Below are 18,943 nucleotides of genomic sequence, written 5' to 3' on the forward strand. Positions count from 1 at the left end.
CCCGAGGAGTGCGGGGCGGTGGGCAGCGCTGCGTTCATGCCCCCGCGATCGCGCCGCGGGGTCGGGCGGCGGATCGGCCACCGGGCCGGGGCCCCGTCGTTCGCCGAACCTAGGACGCGCCGAGGGCCCAGCCCTCGGGGTCGGTCCAGGCGGCCAGGGTGCGGCGGCTCTCGAAGCGGCGCTCGCGGCCGGTCAGCGGGTCGGTGAACTCGATGACGGAGGAGAGGAGTTGGAGCGGCCAGCGGAAGTCGTCCGAGGCCGGTTCGGGCAGCACCACCGGGTAGACCGGGTCGCCGAGGATCGGCACGCCGAGCCCGCACATGTGCAGCCGCAGCTGGTGGGTGCGTCCGCTGAGCGGGCGGAGGCGGTAGCGGGCGAGGCCGTCGCGGTGGTCGAGCAGGTCGATCTCGCTCTCGCTGTTCGGCGGGGCGTCGACCTCGCGGGCGGCGATCACGCCCCGTTCCTTGACGATGTGGCTGCGGACGGTGCGCGGCAGGCCCAGCGCCGGGTCGTAGGGGGCGACGGCCTGGTACTCCTTGCGGACCAGCCGGTCGCGGAAGAGCGTCTGGTAGGCGCCGCGGTCCTCCGGCCGGACCACGAACATGGCCAGGCCGGCGGTGAGCCGGTCGAGCCGGTGGGCGGGGCTGAGCGCGGGCAGATCGAGGGTGTGCCGCAGCCGGGAGAGCGCCGTCTCGACGACATGCCTGCCGCGCGGGGTGGTGGCCAGGAAGTGCGGCTTGTCGACGACGACCAGGTGCTCGTCCCGGTGCAGCACCTCCAGCTCGAACGGGACGCGGACCTCGTCCGGCAGGTCCCGGTAGAACCACAGGTGCGCGCCGGGCCGGAACGGCGCGTCGGGCGCGACCGGCCCGTCCTCGCCGACGATCTCCCGCCCGTGCAACGCCGCGTCGATCCGCTCGGCCGCCACGGTGGGCAGCCGCTCGACCAGGTGGGCGCGAACGGTCGGCCAGGGACCCTCGGCCGGGAGCCGCAGGTGCACCGGGTCCACGCCGTTGCGCTGTGGGAGGGGGGAGGCCGGGCGGCGGCTCTTGCGTCTCATCTCGCGGCCCAGCCTAGTCGGGTACGCCCGGCCGTCTTCGTCCGAGGTGCCGCCCGCGGGGGGCGCGGAGCAGAGTGGACCGTAGGCCCGCTCAGCCGCTCAGCCCTGGAGGACGCGTGACCGCCGACGACAGCCCGGCCGGTGTGCCGCCGCTGCACCTGCCGCCACGGACCCGGCTGCTCCTGTACGGCGCCTTCGCGCTGCTGGTCGGCGCCGTCGTCGCCGATCTGGCGACCGGCCCCGGCACGACGCTCTCCCCCGTCCTCGCGGTGGCTCCGGTGCTGGCCGGAGCGACCACCCGGACGGCCCGGGTGCCGCTGATCGCCGGGGCGATCGCCGTCCTCGCGGTCGGGCTGCTGGAGACCACCAACACCGATCTGCCGACCGAGGTGCACGTCACCTCGCTGATCACGGTGCTCGCCGCGACGTTGGCCAGCGCCGCCAACGTCGTCCTGGTGGCAGCCCGGGAACGGGAGCTGTTCCGGGTCCGGACGGTGGCCGAGGCGGCGCAGCGGGCCCTGCTGCGCCCGCCGCCGGAGCGGATCGGGCGGCTGCGTATGGCCGTGCGGTACGTCGCGGCGGCGGCCGAGGCGCGGATCGGCGGGGACGTGTACGCCGTCGTCGAGACCCGCTTCGGCGTGCGGATCCTGCTCGGCGACGTGCAGGGGCACGGGCTGCCGGCGGTGGAGACGGCGGCGGACGTGCTGGGCGTGTTCCGGGAGGCGGCACGGACCGATCCCGACCTCACCCGACTGGCGGAGCGACTGGACGCGGCGCTCAGCGCGCGGTCGGAGGACGGGCGGTTCGCCACCGCGCTGCTGCTGGACGTGACGCCGGAGCGGGGGTCGGTGACGATCGTGAACTGCGGCCATCCGCACCCGCTGCTGCGCCGCGCGGGCAGGGTGAGCGACCTGGAGCCGCCGTTCCCGGCGCCGCCGCTGGGCCTGCTCGGGCTGACCGGCGGCGGCTACCCGGCGGGCCGCTTCGAGCCGCGGCCGGGCGACGTGCTGCTCCTGCACACTGACGGCGTGTCCGAGGCCCGGGACGCCGAGGGCCGGTTCTACCCGCTGGCGGAACGTCTGCCCGGCCTACCCGCGGGGAACCCGGCGGACCTGCTGGGCGCCCTGCTCGCGGACGTCGACGGCTGGGTCGGGGACGCCGGGCTGACCGACGACGCGGCGGTGCTGGCGCTGCGCTGGGAGTACTGACGGCGACGCAGGGCCGATTGACAGCCCAGCAGGGCGTCAGTCAGTGACAGAGGCACGACCACCGGAACCTGAGGATCAGCATCAATGTCAGTGGCGTGTGCAAGGCTTCACGCACGGTCGGGACCTGCCCGGCCGCTCGGTCGGCGGGGTGCCGGCCGGGGGACGACCGACGAGGGGAGCGTGCCGTGGGTGCCAAGGCGAGCGGGTCGTTCGAGCTGACCGCTTTCGAGCCGGTGGAGACGGAGGAGCGCGAGGGCGCCTCCTTCGGGCGGGTCAGCATCGCCAAGACCTTCACGGGCGGCCTGAGCGGGCGGAGCGAGGTGCGGATGCTGTCCGTCGGCGACGCCTCGGGCGGCCCGGCCTCGTACGTCGCGGTGGAGCACGTGACGGGTGAACTGGACGGGCGCAAGGGCTCGTTCGTGCTCCAGCACGCGGCCTGGGACACCACCGGGGTGACGATACGCGTGGTGCCGGGCACCGGGACGGGCGAGCTGGCCGGGATCACCGGGGAGTTCCAGCTGGCCGTCGACGAGTCCGGCACCCACACCTACGTGCTGGCGTACGAGCTGGGCTGACGCCGGCTGCGGGGCGCGCAGCCGGCGGGCCGTCCGTCACAGGACGGACTGGGTCGCCTCCAGCCGCTGGATCGCGGTCCGGACCGCGGTCGTGAAGCTCCAGAACAGCGGCAGGGTGTTGGCCGCCGCTTCGGCGCGGGTGTTCTTGCCCGGGGCGAACATCGCGGCGCGCAGCTCGGTGGTCATCTCCAGCTGGGCGCCCATCCCGAGCAGGCTGCGGTTGCAGATGTTCTCCGGCGAGACGCCCGCGATCTCCTCCTCACCGGAGGCGGTCACGGCCCGGACGCCCGCCGCCGTGAACTCCTCCACCAGGTACCGGCGGAAGGTGGAGTTCAGACCGCCGACCAGCACGGCCCGGGCGCCGGCCTCCAAGCCGGCTTTTGCGGTGGTACAGCCGTGCAGCGCCAGCACGTTGAGGCTGCCGGCGCACATCGCGCGGGCCACGCCGTCGTCGCAGTGGGTCGAGGTGACGTGCAGCGCGCTGTTGTTGGAGGAGCGCAGGCCCTCGAACATCCAGAAGTCGCGCACCGGCCCGGCGGCCGGGGTCGGGGCGAGGTCGGCCGGGTGGTACCCGGCGACGGCCAGGCACAGTTCGGAGGTGCCGCCCTCGATGCCGCCGCCGTGCGGGGCGATGACGGTGGTCCGGATGAACGGCGTAAGGTCCTGCGGGCTCTGGTCGTCGATCAGGTGCCGACGGTAGCGGCGGCCGTAGTCCACGCCCTCGGCCAGGGACGGGTCGGCGTAGAGGGCGCTGTTGGAGGGGTAGAGGTCGGCGGCGTTCGCGGGGGTGCTCCCCAGCGTGGCGCCGATGGCGCTGAGGGCCGGGGCCGCGGCGAGCGCGGACATCAGGGTACGACGGTTGATCACGGTCGGGACCACAGGAGGTGGGGGATAAGTAAAGTCACAGCAAAGTCACATCCAACTCCACGCCATTCCAGGGCGGGAGCGGCCTGATCGTGTGACGCCACTTCGACGGACGCGTGTTCACGCCCACGGGACACCCTCCACGCTGCCACGATGATGCGATCAGTGCACGATCGGCCTCGAAGGGTGGCTCATGACCCGCACAGCGACGGCCCGTACGGTGACGGCCCCCGGGGCGACGGCCCGTACGGTGACGGCCCCCAGGCCGGTCACGGTCGAGGAGGTGGTCGGCCGGCTGCGGGAGATCGCGGCAGAGCTGCCCCCGGCAGACGGGGTGGCGGTCTTCAACCGTGCCTACCTCACAGTGACGGAGGCGGTGCGCGACCGACTCGTCGGCGGGTACTTCGCCGACCCTGCGGCGATGGCCGAGCTGGACGTGGTGTTCGCCGGGCGGTACCTGCTGGCCGTGGCCGCCGACGCTGCCGGGCAGGAGCCGCCCGCCTGCTGGCGGCCGCTGTTCGCGCTGCGCGCCCACCCGGGCGTGCACCCGCTGCAGTTCGCGTTGGCCGGGATGAACGCCCACATCCAGCACGACCTGCCGCTGGCCGTGGTCGACCTCTGCCTGCGCCGTGGCTGCGAGCCGGACGGAGTCGAGGCGGACTACCACCGGATCAACGAGGTGCTGGCCGAGGTGGAGACGGCCGTGCGCGAGCAGCTGATGCCCGGGCCCGACCTGCTGGAGCACGCCGAGCCACTCACCCACCTGCTCGGCACCTGGTCGGTCGAGGCCGCCCGCGAGGGGGCCTGGGCGGCCGTACAGGCACTGTGGGAGCTGCGCCGGCTGCCGGGCGCTGCCCGGGCCCTCGCCGCCACGCTGGACGGCTCGGTCGGGCTGCTCGGCCGCGCCCTACTGCTCCCGCTCGGACCGCACCACGGGCGGGACGGACAAGACGGCCAGGGCCAAGGGCACGACGGGCACGGCCGGCGGCAGGACACGCCCGAAACGGCCGCGGCCGCCCGGCTCCCCGAGGCGAGGAACCGGACGGCCGACGGTACGGACGCGGGCGGGCAGGCCCAACTCGATCAGGCCCAGCTCGATCAGGCCCAGCTGGAGTGCAGCGGCTTGCCCTCGGCGTAGCCGGCCGCGCTCTGGATGCCCACGATCGCCTTCTCGTGGAACTCCTCCAGGGTGTTGGCGCCCGCGTAGGTGCAGGAGCTGCGCACGCCGGCCACGATCGAGTCGATCAGGTCTTCGACGCCCGGGCGGGCCGGGTCGAGGAACATCCGGGAGTGCGAGATGCCCTCCTCGAACAGCGCCTTGCGGGCCCGGTCGTAGGTGGAGTCCTGGGCGGTGCGGTTGCTGACCGCACGAGCCGAGGCCATGCCGAAGCTCTCCTTGTACTGGCGGCCGTCGGCAGCGGTCTGCAGGTCGCCCGGGGACTCGTAGGTGCCGGCGAACCAGGAGCCGATCATCACGTTGGAGGCACCGGCTGCCAGCGCCATGGCGACGTCGCGCGGGTGGCGCACGCCGCCGTCGGCCCAGACGTGCTTGCCGAGCCGGCGGGCCTCCGCGGCGCACTCCAGGACGGCGGAGAACTGCGGGCGGCCGACACCGGTCATCATCCGGGTGGTGCACATGGCGCCCGGGCCGACGCCGACCTTGAGGATGTCGGCGCCCGCCTCGACCAGGTCACGGACACCGGCGGCGGAGACCACGTTGCCGGCCACGATCGGGATCCGCGGGTCCAGGCCGCGCACCGCGCGCAGCGCGCTGATCATGCTCTCCTGGTGGCCATGTGCGGTGTCGACCACCAGCACGTCGGCCCCGGCGTCGATCAGCGCCTTGGCCTTGCGCGCGACGTCGCCGTTGATGCCGACGGTGGCGGCGATCCGCAGCTTGCCGTTCGCGTCCACGGCCGGGGTGTACAGGGTGGCGCGCAGCGCGCCCTTGCGGGTGAGGATGCCGACCAGGCGGCCCTCGGCGTCGACCACCGGGGCGAGCTTGCGGTGCGCCTCGGAGAGCTTGTCGAAGGCGGCGCGCGGGTCGATGCCCTCGTCCAGCAGCAGCAGCTCACGGGACATGATGTCGGCGAGGCTGGTGAAGCGGTCCACGCCCTGGCAGTCGGACTCGGTGACGACGCCGACCGGCTTGCCGTCCTCGACCACCACGAGGGCGCCGTGCGCGCGCTTGGGCAGCAGGGAGAGCGCCTCGGCGACGGTGGCGCCGGGGGCGAGGGTGATCGGGGTGTCGACCACCAGGTGGCGCTGCTTGACCCAGGAGATGACCTCGGCGATGACCTCGGTCGGGATGTCCTGCGGGATGGCGACCAGGCCGCCGCGGCGGGCGACGGTCTCGGCCATCCGGCGGCCGGCGATGGCGGTCATGTTGGCGACGACCAGCGGGATGGTGGTGCCGGTGCCGTCGTTCGAGGAGAGGTCGACGCCCTGCCGGGAGCCCACGGCGGAACGGCTGGGGACCATGAAGACGTCGTCGTACGTCAAGTCGTACGAGGGCTTGAGGTCGTTCAGGAAACGCATGAATGGGCTCTCTGGCTGGGAGAAATTACACCTCGGGTGCGGTTGCGGCGATGCCGCCGGGGCGCACTCGGGCGCCCGGCACCCAGCATTCGATTCTCCGGGAGGGCGGGGGCAAAAGCCAGTTCGAGGAACATTGCTGGTGCTGTGCACAAACCGTGATCAATGCTCCGCGCGTAGACATGGATGATCCTCCAAGCACCGGCTCCCACATCGGCTTTTCGCCCCGGCGCGGGCTGCTCCCGTAGCATTCACGCGGTAACGGCGAGGCGAGTGGGAAAGCGGCAGCAGGCGTGAGCATCGAGCAGAAGGACGTCGAGCGACAGGACGTCGGGCATGGCCAGGTCGAGGGCACCGAGGAGGAGATCGACTTCGGTCCCGGCCTCGACCCCGAGCGGCTGAGGCTCTGCCTGGAGGTGCTCGCGGAGCTGGACGAGCTGCACGTCGACCACCCGGACGCGATCACCGTCCGCAAGGCCGTCGGCGGCATATTCCGGACCCTCAAGCAGCGCCGCCGCCAGGAGACCCGGGCCCGCAAGACCGCCAACGACCGCGAGGTCACCGCCCGGACGGCCACCGGCGCGCCCACCCGGATCGACGACGAGACGGCCGGCGCCTTCGGCCTGACCACCGTCACCACCACCGAGATCGCCGGCATCCTGGAACGGCCGCGCTCCTGCTACATCTGCAAGGGCCGGTACGTCGAGGTCGACGCCTTCTACCACAACCTGTGCCAGCCCTGCGCCGCCCTCAACCGGTCCCGCCGGGACGCCCGGGCCGACCTCACCGGCAAGCGCGCGCTGCTGACCGGCGGCCGGGCCAAGATCGGGATGTACATCGCGCTGATGCTGCTGCGCGACGGCGCCCACACCACCATCACCACCCGCTTCCCCAACGACGCGATCCGCCGCTTCAAGGCGATGCCGGACAGCGCCGAGTGGATCCACCGCCTCAAGATCATCGGCATCGACCTGCGTGACCCGGCCCAGGTGATGGCGCTGGCCGACGAGGTGGCCGCCGACGGCCCGCTGGACATCCTGATCAACAACGCCGCGCAGACCGTCCGCCGCCCGCCGGAGTCCTACCGCGAGCTGGTCAACGCCGAGTCCGCCCCGCTGCCGGCCGGTGAGCTGCCGCAGGCCACCACCATCGGCCGCTTCAACAGCGGCAGCGTCGACCTGCCCGCGCTCCCCCACCAGGCGAGCGGCGGCGAGCAGCGGCTGGCCGCCGAGGACGTCACCTCGCTCGCCCTGGTCACCGGCTCCGCCACGCCCGCCCGGATCGAGGCCGGAACGGCGATCGACGCCGGCGGCCTGGTGCCCGACCTCGCGCCCACCAACAGCTGGGTGCAGACCGTCAGCGAGGTCGGCCCGGTCGAGCTGCTGGAGGTCCAGCTCTGCAACTCCACCGCGCCGTTCATCCTGATCAGCCGGCTGCGCCCGGCGATGGCCGCCTCCGCGTCCCGCCGCAAGTACGTGGTCAACGTCTCCGCGATGGAGGGCGTGTTCCAGCGCGGCTACAAGGGCGCCGGCCACCCCCACACCAACATGGCCAAGGCCGCGCTCAACATGCTCACCCGCACCAGCGCGCAGGAGATGTTCCAGAGCGACGGCATCCTGATGACCGCCGTCGACACCGGCTGGATCACCGACGAGCGGCCGCACCCCGACAAGATGCGCCTCGCCGACGAGGGCTTCCACGCCCCGCTGGACCTCGTCGACGGCGCGGCCCGGGTCTACGACCCGATCGTGCGCGGCGAGGCGGGCGAGGACCTGTACGGCTGCTTCCTCAAGGACTACGAGCGCGCCAACTGGTAACCAGCTGAAGGAGATGGCGAGATGAGCACAGCACCGACCGCACCGCTGCTCGGCGCCGGGATCATCGTGCCCACCGGGGACGGCCGGGTGCTGATCGGCCGCCGCACCACGGCCGGTGAGCCGCCCACCTGGAGCCTGCCCGGCGGCAAGGTCGACCTCGGCGAGTCCTTCGAGCAGACCGCGGCCCGCGAACTCGCCGAGGAGACCGGCATCCTGCTGCCCGCGGCGCAGATGCGGGTGCTCGCCGTGCACCTGGACCACGAGCTCGGCCGGCCCCGGCTGACCGCCGCCGTGCTGGCGCCGCCGAGCCTGGCCGAGGCGGTGGTCACCGAGCCGCACGCGTGCGCCGGTTGGGAGCGCTTCGCGGTGGACGAGCTGCCGGAGCCGATGTTCTACCCGTCCGCTCTGGTGCTCGGCAGCTGGCTGCCCGGGCTGGACGACATCCGGCGGGACCGGACACACGGTTACACCGTCGCCCGCCGATGACCTGCGCCCGCCCCGACGCCTGTCGATGGGCAGGCGTCGGGGCGGGCGAATCGCCTGCGCTGATCAGCCGTTGCGGGCCGCCTCCGGCCCGGTGATCCGTCGCAACAGCGGCAGCGTCGAGGCGATGATCCCGAGCGAGGCGAGCAGCCCGAAGCCGGTCAGTCCGTAGTACGCCAGGCCCGGGGACACCAGGCTGTAGTCCATCTGCGCCTTGAGGAACATCGCCGCCGCGGCGAAGCCCGTCCCGATCAGCAGCAGCGGCAGAGCCACGTTCTCCTCAGCCGTCAACTCCGGTACCAGCTGGCCGAACTGGAAGACGAAGCCGAACTTGTCGCGGCGCAGGGCGCTGCGCTGGGCCTCGCTCATGGCGTCCAGGCGCTGCCCGTTGAACAGCACTTCGCCCGCGTCGGGCACCAGGATGCCCACCAGGCAGGGCAGCAGCTCCACCAGGGCGCCGGTGCGGCGCAGTTCGGTGAGTTCGCACATCCGGCGCAGGTGCGCGGCACGCTGGGTGTCCAGGTACTGCTCGGCGTCGCGGCCCAGCATCAGGGCCAGCACCACCTTGGTGAACAGCATGGACTGCAGGTTGGGTTCGGGCGCGACCGGCTCCTGGAGCCAGGTCTCGAACCGCGGGGACAGGAGGCGGCCCCCACGACCGCCCCCTGCTCCGCACCACGGCCCGGAACCCCCACGGTCCGACCGGGCCGGCCTCGCGCTCAGGCACGGAGAGCGCGGCCGGAATCCGGCCTGCCCGGGCGGGCGGCGCCCGCCGAGGGCCGAACGTCCCCGGATGGTGGGGTCGGCGGGCCACCAGGCGATTTCTCCGAGCGCGCACCACTCTTGTGCGCGGGGGGCCGTCGGGTGGAGATTGGGTGATGAAACCCTGTACGTCCCCGCGTCCTTGAGGAGTCCTCACCGTGCGCAGCACACCCCGCTCCGCCCGGCCCGCGTCGCTCCCGCGGCGAACCGGCCGTCAGCTGCGGCGGGCCTTCGGCGCTCGGCACGAACCGCTGGCCCGCCCGCTCGACCGCGCGCGGGCCCGGACCTGGCTGCTCGCGATCGTCGGCGGGCTGGTGGCGGTCGCCGTCTCCGTGCTGGGCGCCCTGCTCCTCTACCGCTCGACGGCGCCGCAGGCCGCCGCCGACCGGGTGCGGCTGCACCGGGTGGACGCCGTGGTCGTCGTCCTCCCCGACCACGGCGCCGTCACCGGCAGCCGCTTCGCGGGCGGCTACAGCAGCCTGATCGAGGTCGAGGCCGCCTGGAACTACCCTGTGGGCACCGCGCACACCGGTACCGTCGAGGCCCCTCGCACGGCCGTCGCCGGCACCGTCGTCCCGATCTGGGTCGACCCCGCGGGCAGCCCCACCACTCCCCCGGCCAACCGCGCCGCCCTCGCCGTCTCCGCCGCCTGCACCGGCGCCGGCGCCCTCCTCGCCCTCCTCACGCTGCTCACCCTGGTCCTGCGGCTGCGCCTCCACGCCCTCGACCGCCGTGCCGAGACCGACTGGACCACCAGCTGGGCCCGCCTTGAGCCGCTCTGGAGCGGCCGCGCCGGACACCGCCGCGAGGAGTGAGGAGCCGCCCGCTCCCGAAGCCCTTGTGCCCCCTCAACCGTTCGGCGAGGGGGCACAAGGGCGTTCGGCCTCAGAGGCGCTCGGTCCAGGCGGGCGCCGGGGTGGGCTTGGCGGCGTGGTGGGTGAGGACGGCCACCGCGACCAGCAGGGCGAGGGCCAGGGCCAGCGCGGTGGGGACGTCGGCATGGAGGACGAGGAGCGCGCCGAGCAGGGCGCCGGCGAACATCCAGGCGGCGGAGGCGAGGCGGCGCAGGCCGGTGAGGTCGGCGGCGAGGGCGGTGAGGGTCATGGTGAGCACGGTGGTGGTGAGGTCGGGGACCTTGAGCGAGCGGACCACCGCGTTCTGGCCGCCCATGGCGAGGGCGAGCAGGCCGATCAGGGTGTAGCGGGCGGGTTCGGAGCCGTGGCCGATGACGGCCGCCAGGACGGTACTCACGGCGACCAGCACCGCTTGGGCCGCGACGGCGGCGGTCAACAGCCGGCCTCGGTGGCCGGGCAGGTGCCGGGAGAGGTGGCCGCCGACCAGGGCGCCGAGCAGGAACGCGGCGAGGGCGGCGAGTGAGGCGGTGGCGGAGAGGTTCGCGGCGCCGGCCAGGGCGAAGCCGAGGAAGACCACGTTGCCGGTCATGTTGGCGACGAAGACGTGCCCGAGTTCGAGGTAGCTGACCGCGTCCACCACCCCGGTGACCACGGTCAGCACCAGCAGCATCGGCACCAGCGGCCCGTGCTTGGGGTCGGGTTTCAGCATCGGGCCTCCCAGGCGGTTCGCGTGACGGTCCTTCCGTTCTACTCCCTCAGGCGAGCGCCGGGCTGCCGGACTCGTCCGCCTCCTCGTCCAGGTGCCAGTGCAGGTCCCGCACTCCGGGCTCCAGCGACAGCCGGGTGACGACCTGCTCCAGGGCCGGGGTCACCTGCCCGGTGATCGCCACGGTGGCGCGCAGGCTGGTGGCGTCACCCTGTTCCGTACGGCGGGCGCGCAGGCCGGTGGGGGCGAGGCCGGAGGCGGCCAGGGCCTGGAGCAGCAGGGCGCGGATGTGGGTCTCGGACTTGCGGTCGCACTCCAGGTGGACGGTGGCCCGACAGGTGGAGTCCGGGTCGCTGCCGGACTGCGGGGCCCGGTCGAGCAGCCGGCCGGCCGGGCGCAGCACCAGGTGGACGGCGAGCACGGCGAGCGTGCCGAGGACGGCGAGCTCCAGCTTGCCGGAGGCGGCCAGCACCCCGACGGCGGCCGAACACCAGAGCGTGGCGGCGGTGTTGAGGCCGCGCACGCCGGCGCCGTCGCGCAGGATGACGCCACCGCCGAGGAAGCCGATGCCGGAGACGACGTACGAGGCGACCCGGGTGGGGCTGCCGGTGTCGCCGACCGCCTCGCTGTAGAGCACGAACAGGGTGGCGCCGGCGGCGACCAGGGCGTTGGTGCGCAGGCCGGCCATCCGGGCCCGCCACTGGCGCTCGACGCCGATCAGCGCGCCGCAGGCGACGCCGGTGGCGAGCCGGACCAGGAACTCGACGGTGGTCAGGGTGTGCACGACGGCACCTCCTCCAGAGGAATCACGGGGAACGCGGGGAAAGCGCACGGACGGGTGGCGAGCCGCTGTCCACCACCCGTCCGTGCGGGACGTGCTCGGTGGCTCAGTGGCCCAGGGCGGTCTGGAAGATCTTGATGATGACCATGATCATCGCGAGCAGCAGGTAGGCGCGCAGGGCGCCCATGCCGATCTTGCGGGCGGTGGACATCACCGGCTTGCCGAGGGTTTCCAGCGGGGGCATCCGCCAGTTCTCGCGGCCGGTGCGGTCATGGGGGCACCCCCGGCCGGAGGCTGGGGGAAGGTCCTCCTTGGTGCCCCGGCGGCCGAAGGTGAAGAAGTACCCGGCGACCAGGACGCCCGCCACGCCGCAGCCGGACATGATCCACAGGATCGCGTCCGAGCTGATGTCCGGCCAGACCACCGAGGCTGTCAGGATCATGGACAGCATCACCAGGACGCCGACCACGGCCGAGGTGAAGGCGTTGGTCCTGGGCCCATTGACCCACGGGCCGAGCACCGCCTTGTCGTTGCAGAGCAGCAGCAGGAAGACGGTCGCGGAGGGCAGCAGCACCCCGGCCAGCACCTGGACGAACTGGGTGATCAGGCCCTGGGTGTAGCCGGTGGACAGCAGGGTGATAGCCGCTGCGACCACGACCAGGCCGGCGTAGACCGCGTAGAAGCCCTTGGCGCCCTTGACGCCCCGGTGCAGCGAGTGCTTGATGCCGAAGACGTCGCCGATCGCGTAGGCGGTGGACAGGGACACCGCGAAGGCGCCGATGATGGAGGCGTCCAGCAGCGCGATGGCGAACAGCACGCCCGCCAGGTGCCCGGCCTTGTCCTCGACGCCCTTGGCCACGGCGGCCGCGTCGGAGAACTGACCGAAGCCGTCGGTGCCCGCGAAGGCCGCCGCCGTGAGGCCGATCAGCGCGGCCGCGCCGACGATGACCACGACGATCCCGATCCACAGGTCGACCTTCTCGTACTTCATGAAACGCGGGGTGATCCGCTTGTCGATGACGTACGACTGCTGGAAGAACAGCTGCCACGGGGCGACGGTGGTGCCGACGATGGAGATGATGACCATCATCACGGCCGCGAGCTGGCCGGAGCCGCCGGGCAGGGTCGGCGTCACGAAGTCGTGGGCCATCTGCGAGGTCTTGGGGTGGACCATGAAGTAGATCGGCACCAGCAGCAGCGAGCCCACGCACAGGGTGATGGCGACGCGCTCGAAGCGCTGGAAGGAGCCGGTGAAGGCCGAGGCGATGATGATCGCCGCCGCCAGCACCACCGAGGCCGCCTTCGGCAGGCCCAGGTACCCGGCGGCCAGCGTGACGCCGATGAACTCGGTGACCAGGGTCAGCGCGTTCAGCAGGAACAGGTCGATGACGCTGAACGCGCCCCAGAACTTGCCGAAGCGCTCCAGGATCAACCGCGCGTGGCCGACCCCGGTGACGGCGCCCAGGCGCAGCACCATCTCCTGGTTGACGTACAGCACCGGGACCAGCATCAGCAGCGTCCAGAGCAGCTGGGTGCCGTAGTTCTGCCCGGCCTGGCCGTAGGTGGAGAAGGCGCCCGCGTCGTTGTCGCCGACCATCACGATCAGGCCGGGCCCGATGATCGCGAGCAGGGTCTTGAGCCGGGCGGAGAGCCCGTGGCGGGGGGTGGCGTCGTCGAGCCGGATGGTGCCGAGCGCGCCCTTGATGTCGCCGACGTGGGCGTCGTCGAGGACGGCGGAGCGGGTGGCGGCGGGAACGGTGGGGACCGTGGGGACCTTCGGGTCCAGCATCACGTTGGTCATGGCGGGGCCTCCCTGCCCTCTTCCTTGAGAGGGCGACAGGGGGCACGCAGCGGTGATCCTCCCTGCGGGCGCACGGCACCGCCTCCGCACGGCGACGCTGAGCGGCGGCGCGGCCGTACGGACATGACGGTACGTCAGGCGGCTTGCGTCCGGGCAGGGTTGAGCGCAGGACGAAGCGCCGGGTGAAACGCGCGGGGAAGGTTGTTACCGCGTGCCGGAGGTGTTCGAGAGCATGCGGGGGCAGGGGCAACTGTGGCCCGGACTAGGGCAGTCCACGTCTCTCGCCTCCTCCCGGCCGGGGGCGCACCGTCTGTGCGCCGCATCACGACACGGCAAGGAGCACACCAGCCCCGAATGGACCGGTACACCCCAACTCGTCAGAGCTTTGGCACTCCACGGCGTGTCCAGCCTGTTGGCCGGAAGCCACTTGGGGTCAACCCTTAAGTCGGGAAGACCTGTCCTGAACCTGGGCGTCTCTCGACGTCGTCGGGTCAGTGGCCTGTGTCCGTGAAGACGCCTCACCGAACGAGGTGCCTTTTCAAACCTCCAAAATCATAGACCCGCCACGGACGGCCCGCTCACCATTTCGGCCGACCTTCGACACCTTTGTAGAACCTTGACCAATCGCGCCGCCTCCGCCCTCTCGCGCCCGGTGCTCGCCGTACCATGGGCCGCGTTCCAGCGGGCGAAGGACGCCGGCGGTCGGTTCGGCAAGGGAAACCACGGCGGTGCTACGGGGGTTCGGCGATCTGGAGGCCGAGATCATAGACCGGCTCTGGTCCTGAGGCCGTCCGGCCGCGGTGCGCGAGGTGGTCGACGACCTCCAGCGGCAGCGGCCGGTCGCTTACACCACCGTGACCACCGTCGCCGACATCCTGCACACCAAGGGCTGGCTGCGCCGGGACAAGGTCGGCCGCGCCTGGGTGTACGAACCGACCTGCACCCGCGAGGCGTACACCGCCGAGCTGATGCACCAGGCGCTGGAGACCACCCCGGACCGGGCCGGCGCGCTACTGCGCTTCGTCGACCGGATCAGCGGGGACGAGGCCGCCGCCCTGCTCGCCGCCCTCGAACAGGTCAAGGCCCGGGACACCGAGTGACGCTCGCCCTGCTCGGCCTCTACCTGGCCGTGACCGGCGTCCTGCTGCCCCGCCGGCTGGCCGGCTCCACCCGGCTCCAGGCCCGTCCGGCCCTGGGCGCGGCGCTGAGGCTGGTGTTGACGGCCTCCTTCACCGTCGCCCTGGTGCTCGCCGCGCACCACGCGCTGGAGCCACACCCGTCTTGACACTCGTCACCCAGCGGAGTGCTAAGGCTTCGCCAAATCGAGAACAAGGTCACACACATGGCCCCTCCTGCGGGTACGCAAACGGGCGCTAACCTGCGGACATGAAGGTCCCGCCCGAAGGGCTCCCCCTCGCTGCCGAGTTCCCGGCCGCGCACCGTGAGCAGTGGCAGCAGCTCGTCGAGGGCGTGCTGCGCAAGTCCGGTGCCCAGCCCGAGGACGGCGCCGCCGCCGAGCGGGCGCTCAGCACCGCACTCCAGGACGGCCTGCGCGCCCGCCCGCTGTACACCGCCGAGGACAGCTCGGCCGAGCCCGGCTACCCCGGCTTCCCGCCGTTCGTCCGCGGCGGACGGCCGCAGGGCTCCGCCGTCGCCGGGTGGGACGTCCGGCAGCGGCACGCCGACCCCGACCGGCGGCGCACCAACGAGGCGGTCCTCGCGGACCTGGAGAACGGCGTCGGCTCGCTCTGGCTGGAGCTGGGCGCCGCGGGCCTGCCGGTGACGGCCCTGCCCGAGGTGCTCGCCGGGGTGTACCTGGACCTGGCCGCCGTGGCGCTCGACGCCGGCCCCGAATTCGCCGACGCCGCCGAGCAGTTGTTCAAGCTGTACGAGGAGCGCGAGATCTCCCCCGCCTCCGCCTCCGGCAACCTCGGCGCCGACCCGATCGGCCTCCAGGCCCGCACCGGCGACGCCGCCCGCACCGACGCGCTGCTCACCGCGGCCACCGCGCTGGCCGCCCGCTGCGCCGCCGACCACCCGAACGTCCGGGCCCTCACCGTCGACGCCCTGCCGTACCACGAGGCCGGCGCCTCCCCCGGCCAGGAGCTGGGCTGCTCGCTGGCCACCGGCGTCGCCTACCTGCGCGCGCTGACCGCCGCCGGGCTGTCGGTGGACGAGGCGCTCGGCCAGCTGGAGTTCCGCTACGCCGCGGACGCCGACCAGTTCCTGACCATCGCCAAGTTCCGTGCCGCGCGCCGCCTTTGGGCCCGCGTCGCCGAGGTGTCCGGCGCCTCCGCCAAGTCCTCGGCGCAGCGCCAGCATGCCGTCACCTCCCGGGTGATGATGACCGCCCGCGACCCGTGGGTGAACATGCTGCGCACCACCATCGCCTGCCTGGCCGCCGGGGTCGGCGGCGCCGACGCCGTCACCGTGCTGCCCTTCGACAGCGCGCTCGGCCTGCCGGACGCCTTCGCCCGCCGGATCGCCCGCAACACCCAGTCGATCCTGCTGGAGGAGTCGCACCTGTCCCGGGTGATCGACCCGGCCGGCGGCTCCTGGTACGTCGAGCAGCTGAGCGAGGAGCTGGCGCGGGCCGCCTGGGCCTGGTTCCAGGAGATCGAGCGGGCCGGCGGCCAGCGCGGCGCTCTGGAGTCCGGTCTCATCGGCGAGCGGATCGCCGCGACCTGGGCGGAGCGGTCCGTGAGGCTCGCCAAGCGGCGCGAACCGGTCACCGGCGTCAGCGAGTTCCCGCACCTGGACGAGCAGCCGCTGGTCCGCGAGCCGGCCCCGGCCGGGCACGCCGGCGGCCTGCCGAAGGTGCGCCGCGCCGAGGCGTACGAGGCGCTGCGCGACCGCTCGGACGCGGTGCTCGCCGCCACCGGCGAGCGGCCGAAGCTGTTCCTGGCCTCGATCGGCAGCGCCGCCGCGCACACCGCGCGCACCACCTTCGCGGCCAACCTGTTCCAGGCCGGCGGCATCGCGACCAGCTCGCACGAATCCCTCGACCCGGCGGCCTTCGCCCAGGCGTTCACCGCCTCCGGCGCGACCGTCGCCTGCCTGTGCTCCAGCGACGCCCTGTACGCCGAGCACGCCGAGGCGGTCGCCGCCGCGCTCCGGGCGGCCGGCGCCCAGCGGGTGCTGCTGGCCGGGCGGCTCGCCGAAGTGCCCGCCGGAGTGGACGAGTTCATCCACGCGGGCGGGGACGCGGTCGCCGTCCTGACCTCCCTGCTGGACCAGATCACCGGTGCGATCAGCGCCGAGGAGAACGCCGACGAGGACAAGGTGGCGCGATGATCCCCGACTTCACCGGAATCGGGCTGGACGGCGAGGCCGCCGCCGACGTCACCGACGCCCAGTGGCAGTCCGCCTGGCGGCAGTCCACCGGCAAGGACGTCGACGAGCTGGTCTGGGACACCCCCGAGGGCATCGGCGTCAAGCCGCTGTACACCGCCGCGGACCTCGCCGGTCTGGACTTCCTGGAGACCTACCCGGGCGTCGCCCCGTACCTGCGCGGGCCGTACCCGACCATGTACGTCAACCAGCCCTGGACCGTCCGCCAGTACGCCGGCTTCTCCACCGCCGAGGAGTCCAACGCCTTCTACCGCCGCAACCTGGCGGCCGGTCAGAAGGGCCTCTCGGTCGCCTTCGACCTGCCGACCCACCGCGGCTACGACAGCGACCACCCGCGCGTCACCGGCGACGTCGGCATGGCGGGTGTCGCCATCGACTCCATCTACGACATGCGCCAGCTGTTCGACGGTATCCCGCTGGACCGGATGTCGGTGTCGATGACCATGAACGGCGCGGTGCTGCCCGTCCTGGCGCTGTACATCGTCGCGGCCGAGGAGCAGGGCGTCCCGCCCGAGAAGCTCGCGGGGACCATCCAGAACGACATCCTCAAGGAGTTCATGGTCCGCAACACCTACATCTACCCGCCGCAGCCGTCGATGCGGATCATCTCGGACATCTTCGCGTACACCTCGCAGAAGATGCCCCGGTACAACTCGATCTCCATCTCCGGCTACCACATCCAGGAGGCCGGTGCGACGGCCGACCTGGAGCTGGCCTACACCCTGGCCGACGGGGTGGAGTACCTGCGCGCGGGCCTGGACGTGGGGCTGGACGTGGACGCCTTCGCGCCGCGGCTGTCGTTCTTCTGGGCGATCGGCATGAACTTCTTCATGGAGGTCGCCAAGCTGCGCGCGGCCCGGCTGCTCTGGGCCAAGCTGGTCAAGCAGTTCGACCCGAAGAACCCCAAGTCGCTGTCGCTGCGCACCCATTCGCAGACCTCGGGCTGGTCGCTGACCGCCCAGGACGTGTTCAACAACGTGACGCGCACCTGCGTCGAGGCGATGGCCGCCACCCAGGGCCACACCCAGTCGCTGCACACCAACGCCCTGGACGAGGCGCTGGCGCTGCCCACCGACTTCTCCGCCCGCATCGCCCGCAACACCCAGCTGCTGCTGCAGCAGGAGTCGGGCACCTGCCGGGTGATCGACCCGTGGGGCGGCTCGGCCTACGTCGAGAAGCTGACGAACGACCTGGCGGCCAGGGCCTGGCAGCACATCCAGGAGGTCGAGGCGGCCGGCGGCATGGCCAAGGCGATCGACGCGGGCATCCCCAAGATGCGCGTCGAGGAGGCCGCCGCCCGTACCCAGGCCCGGATCGACTCCGGCCGCCAGCCGGTGATCGGCGTCAACAAGTACCGGGTCGAGAGCGACGAGCAGATCGACGTACTCAAGGTCGACAACTCCGCGGTGCGCGCCCGGCAGATCGAGAAGCTGCGCCGACTGCGCGAGGAGCGCGACGAGGCCGCGTGCCAGGACGCGCTGAACGCGCTGACCCGGGCCGCCGGGGCCGGTCCGCAGCGCGGCGGTTCGCTGGACGGCAACCTGCTGCACCTGGCCGTCAACGCGGCCCGGGCCAAGGCCACCGTCGGCGAGATCTCGGACGCCCTGGAGAAGGTGTACGGCCGCCACTCCGGCCAGATCCGTACCATCTCCGGCGTGTACCGTGACGAAGCGGGCCCGTCGGCTCCCCTCCAGCGCACCCGGGACCTGGTCGAGCGGTTCGAGCAGGCCGAGGGCCGCCGCCCGCGCATCCTGGTCGCCAAGATGGGCCAGGACGGCCACGACCGCGGCCAGAAGGTGATCGCCACGGCCTTCGCCGACCTCGGCTTCACGGTGGACGTCGGCCCGCTGTTCCAGACCCCGGCCGAGGTCGCCCGCCAGGCCGTCGAGGCGGACGTGCACATCGTCGGCGTCTCCTCGCTGGCCGCCGGGCACCTGACGCTGGTGCCCGCGCTGCGCGCCGAACTCGCCGAGGCGGGGCGCGAGGACATCACCATCGTGGTGGGCGGGGTCATCCCCCCGCAGGACTTCGACGCACTCTACGAGGCGGGCGCGGCCGCGGTGTTCCCGCCGGGGACGGTCATTCCGGAGGCCGCCTACGACCTGCTGAAGTCGCTGGCGGCCGACCTCGGCCACGAGCTGTGATC

At 72.8% G+C, this 18,943-nt stretch carries 16 protein-coding genes, 1 pseudogene and 1 riboswitch; of the genes and pseudogenes, 10 read left to right on the plus strand and 7 right to left on the minus strand.

Translation table 11 applies throughout. The annotated features are described in order from the left end of the window. Positions 1-109: 109 nt before the first annotated feature. Positions 110-1,060, minus strand: coding sequence for a pseudouridine synthase (locus ACZ3UD_RS11625; protein WP_465585334.1), 951 nt, complete (start codon positions 1,058-1,060; stop codon positions 110-112). Between the two features lie 116 nt (positions 1,061-1,176). On the opposite strand from ACZ3UD_RS11625, the gene ACZ3UD_RS11630 reads away from it, so the two are divergent. Both ACZ3UD_RS11630 and ACZ3UD_RS11635 read left to right on the plus strand, forming a co-directional pair. Further along, on the plus strand, positions 1,177-2,268 hold the full coding sequence (locus tag ACZ3UD_RS11630) for a PP2C family protein-serine/threonine phosphatase (RefSeq protein ID WP_465585336.1): 1,092 nt from the start codon (positions 1,177-1,179) through the stop codon (positions 2,266-2,268). A 185-nt stretch (positions 2,269-2,453) separates the two neighbouring features. Beyond that, positions 2,454-2,843 (plus strand): DUF3224 domain-containing protein, encoded by a 390-nt coding sequence (locus tag ACZ3UD_RS11635; protein WP_465585338.1) that lies wholly within the window; start codon positions 2,454-2,456, stop codon positions 2,841-2,843. A 36-nt stretch (positions 2,844-2,879) separates the two neighbouring features. Here ACZ3UD_RS11635 and ACZ3UD_RS11640 read toward each other — a convergent pair whose 3' ends face one another. Continuing rightward, positions 2,880-3,689 carry a poly-gamma-glutamate hydrolase family protein gene (locus ACZ3UD_RS11640; protein ID WP_465585474.1) on the minus strand — a complete coding sequence of 270 codons (810 nt, stop codon included), beginning with the start codon at positions 3,687-3,689 and terminating at the stop codon, positions 2,880-2,882. 211 nt (positions 3,690-3,900) lie between these two features. On the opposite strand from ACZ3UD_RS11640, the gene ACZ3UD_RS11645 reads away from it, so the two are divergent. Further along, entirely contained in the window at positions 3,901-4,845 is a 945-nt protein-coding gene (locus ACZ3UD_RS11645) for a DUF5995 family protein (RefSeq protein WP_465585340.1), read from the plus strand. On the opposite strand, the gene ACZ3UD_RS11650 is transcribed toward ACZ3UD_RS11645, so the two are convergent. Then, on the minus strand, positions 4,806-6,245 hold the full coding sequence (locus tag ACZ3UD_RS11650; protein WP_465585342.1) for a GuaB1 family IMP dehydrogenase-related protein: 1,440 nt from the start codon (positions 6,243-6,245) through the stop codon (positions 4,806-4,808). The two genes, ACZ3UD_RS11645 and ACZ3UD_RS11650, sit on opposite strands and share 40 nt — an antisense overlap. Before the next feature lie 362 nt (positions 6,246-6,607). Here ACZ3UD_RS11650 and ACZ3UD_RS11655 point away from each other — a divergent pair, with 362 nt between their 5' ends. Next, the gene (locus tag ACZ3UD_RS11655) at positions 6,608-8,059 is read left to right on the plus strand and encodes an SDR family NAD(P)-dependent oxidoreductase (RefSeq protein WP_465585476.1); all 1,452 of its coding nucleotides are present in this window, start codon (positions 6,608-6,610) and stop codon (positions 8,057-8,059) included. 21 nt (positions 8,060-8,080) lie between these two features. Further along, a complete protein-coding gene (locus tag ACZ3UD_RS11660) occupies positions 8,081-8,545 on the plus strand; it encodes a nucleotide triphosphate diphosphatase NUDT15 (RefSeq protein ID WP_465585344.1) in 465 nt (154 codons plus the stop codon). 240 nt (positions 8,546-8,785) lie between these two features. On the opposite strand, the pseudogene ACZ3UD_RS11665 reads toward ACZ3UD_RS11660, so the two are convergent. Continuing rightward, positions 8,786-8,986: pseudogene (locus ACZ3UD_RS11665) on the minus strand (ATP-binding cassette domain-containing protein); the annotation flags it as partial. Positions 8,987-9,462: 476 nt separating this feature from the next. On the opposite strand from ACZ3UD_RS11665, the gene ACZ3UD_RS11670 reads away from it, so the two are divergent. Beyond that, positions 9,463-10,119 carry an Rv1733c family protein gene (locus ACZ3UD_RS11670; protein WP_465585345.1) on the plus strand — a complete coding sequence of 219 codons (657 nt, stop codon included), beginning with the start codon at positions 9,463-9,465 and terminating at the stop codon, positions 10,117-10,119. A gap of 70 nt (positions 10,120-10,189) precedes the next feature. Here ACZ3UD_RS11670 and ACZ3UD_RS11675 read toward each other — a convergent pair whose 3' ends face one another. The 3 genes from ACZ3UD_RS11675 to ACZ3UD_RS11685 form a co-directional block, all read right to left on the minus strand. Beyond that, a complete protein-coding gene (locus ACZ3UD_RS11675) occupies positions 10,190-10,867 on the minus strand; it encodes a YoaK family protein (RefSeq protein ID WP_465585346.1) in 678 nt (225 codons plus the stop codon). Positions 10,868-10,913: 46 nt separating this feature from the next. Further along, positions 10,914-11,648 (minus strand): MgtC/SapB family protein, encoded by a 735-nt coding sequence (locus ACZ3UD_RS11680; RefSeq protein ID WP_465585347.1) that lies wholly within the window; start codon positions 11,646-11,648, stop codon positions 10,914-10,916. A gap of 103 nt (positions 11,649-11,751) precedes the next feature. Next, positions 11,752-13,446, minus strand: coding sequence for an NRAMP family divalent metal transporter (locus ACZ3UD_RS11685; RefSeq protein WP_465585348.1), 1,695 nt, complete (start codon positions 13,444-13,446; stop codon positions 11,752-11,754). A 361-nt stretch (positions 13,447-13,807) separates the two neighbouring features. Next, positions 13,808-13,983, minus strand: a riboswitch (M-box (ykoK) riboswitch). A 263-nt stretch (positions 13,984-14,246) separates the two neighbouring features. Between ACZ3UD_RS11685 and ACZ3UD_RS11690 the strand changes: the two genes are divergently transcribed. From ACZ3UD_RS11690 to scpA, 4 genes are all read left to right on the plus strand, one after another. Next, a complete protein-coding gene (locus ACZ3UD_RS11690; RefSeq protein WP_465585349.1) occupies positions 14,247-14,546 on the plus strand; it encodes a BlaI/MecI/CopY family transcriptional regulator in 300 nt (99 codons plus the stop codon). Further along, positions 14,543-14,731 (plus strand): hypothetical protein, encoded by a 189-nt coding sequence (locus ACZ3UD_RS11695; RefSeq protein WP_465585350.1) that lies wholly within the window; start codon positions 14,543-14,545, stop codon positions 14,729-14,731. Before ACZ3UD_RS11690 ends, ACZ3UD_RS11695 begins: the two co-directional genes overlap by 4 nt. Positions 14,732-14,832: 101 nt before the next feature. Further along, the gene (locus ACZ3UD_RS11700; protein WP_465585351.1) at positions 14,833-16,740 is read left to right on the plus strand and encodes a methylmalonyl-CoA mutase family protein; all 1,908 of its coding nucleotides are present in this window, start codon (positions 14,833-14,835) and stop codon (positions 16,738-16,740) included. Beyond that, positions 16,737-18,941, plus strand: coding sequence for a methylmalonyl-CoA mutase (scpA, locus tag ACZ3UD_RS11705; RefSeq protein ID WP_465585353.1), 2,205 nt, complete (start codon positions 16,737-16,739; stop codon positions 18,939-18,941). Before ACZ3UD_RS11700 ends, scpA begins: the two co-directional genes overlap by 4 nt. Positions 18,942-18,943 lie beyond the last annotated feature (2 nt).

This window comes from Kitasatospora sp. NPDC023118 (genome assembly GCF_055560875.1).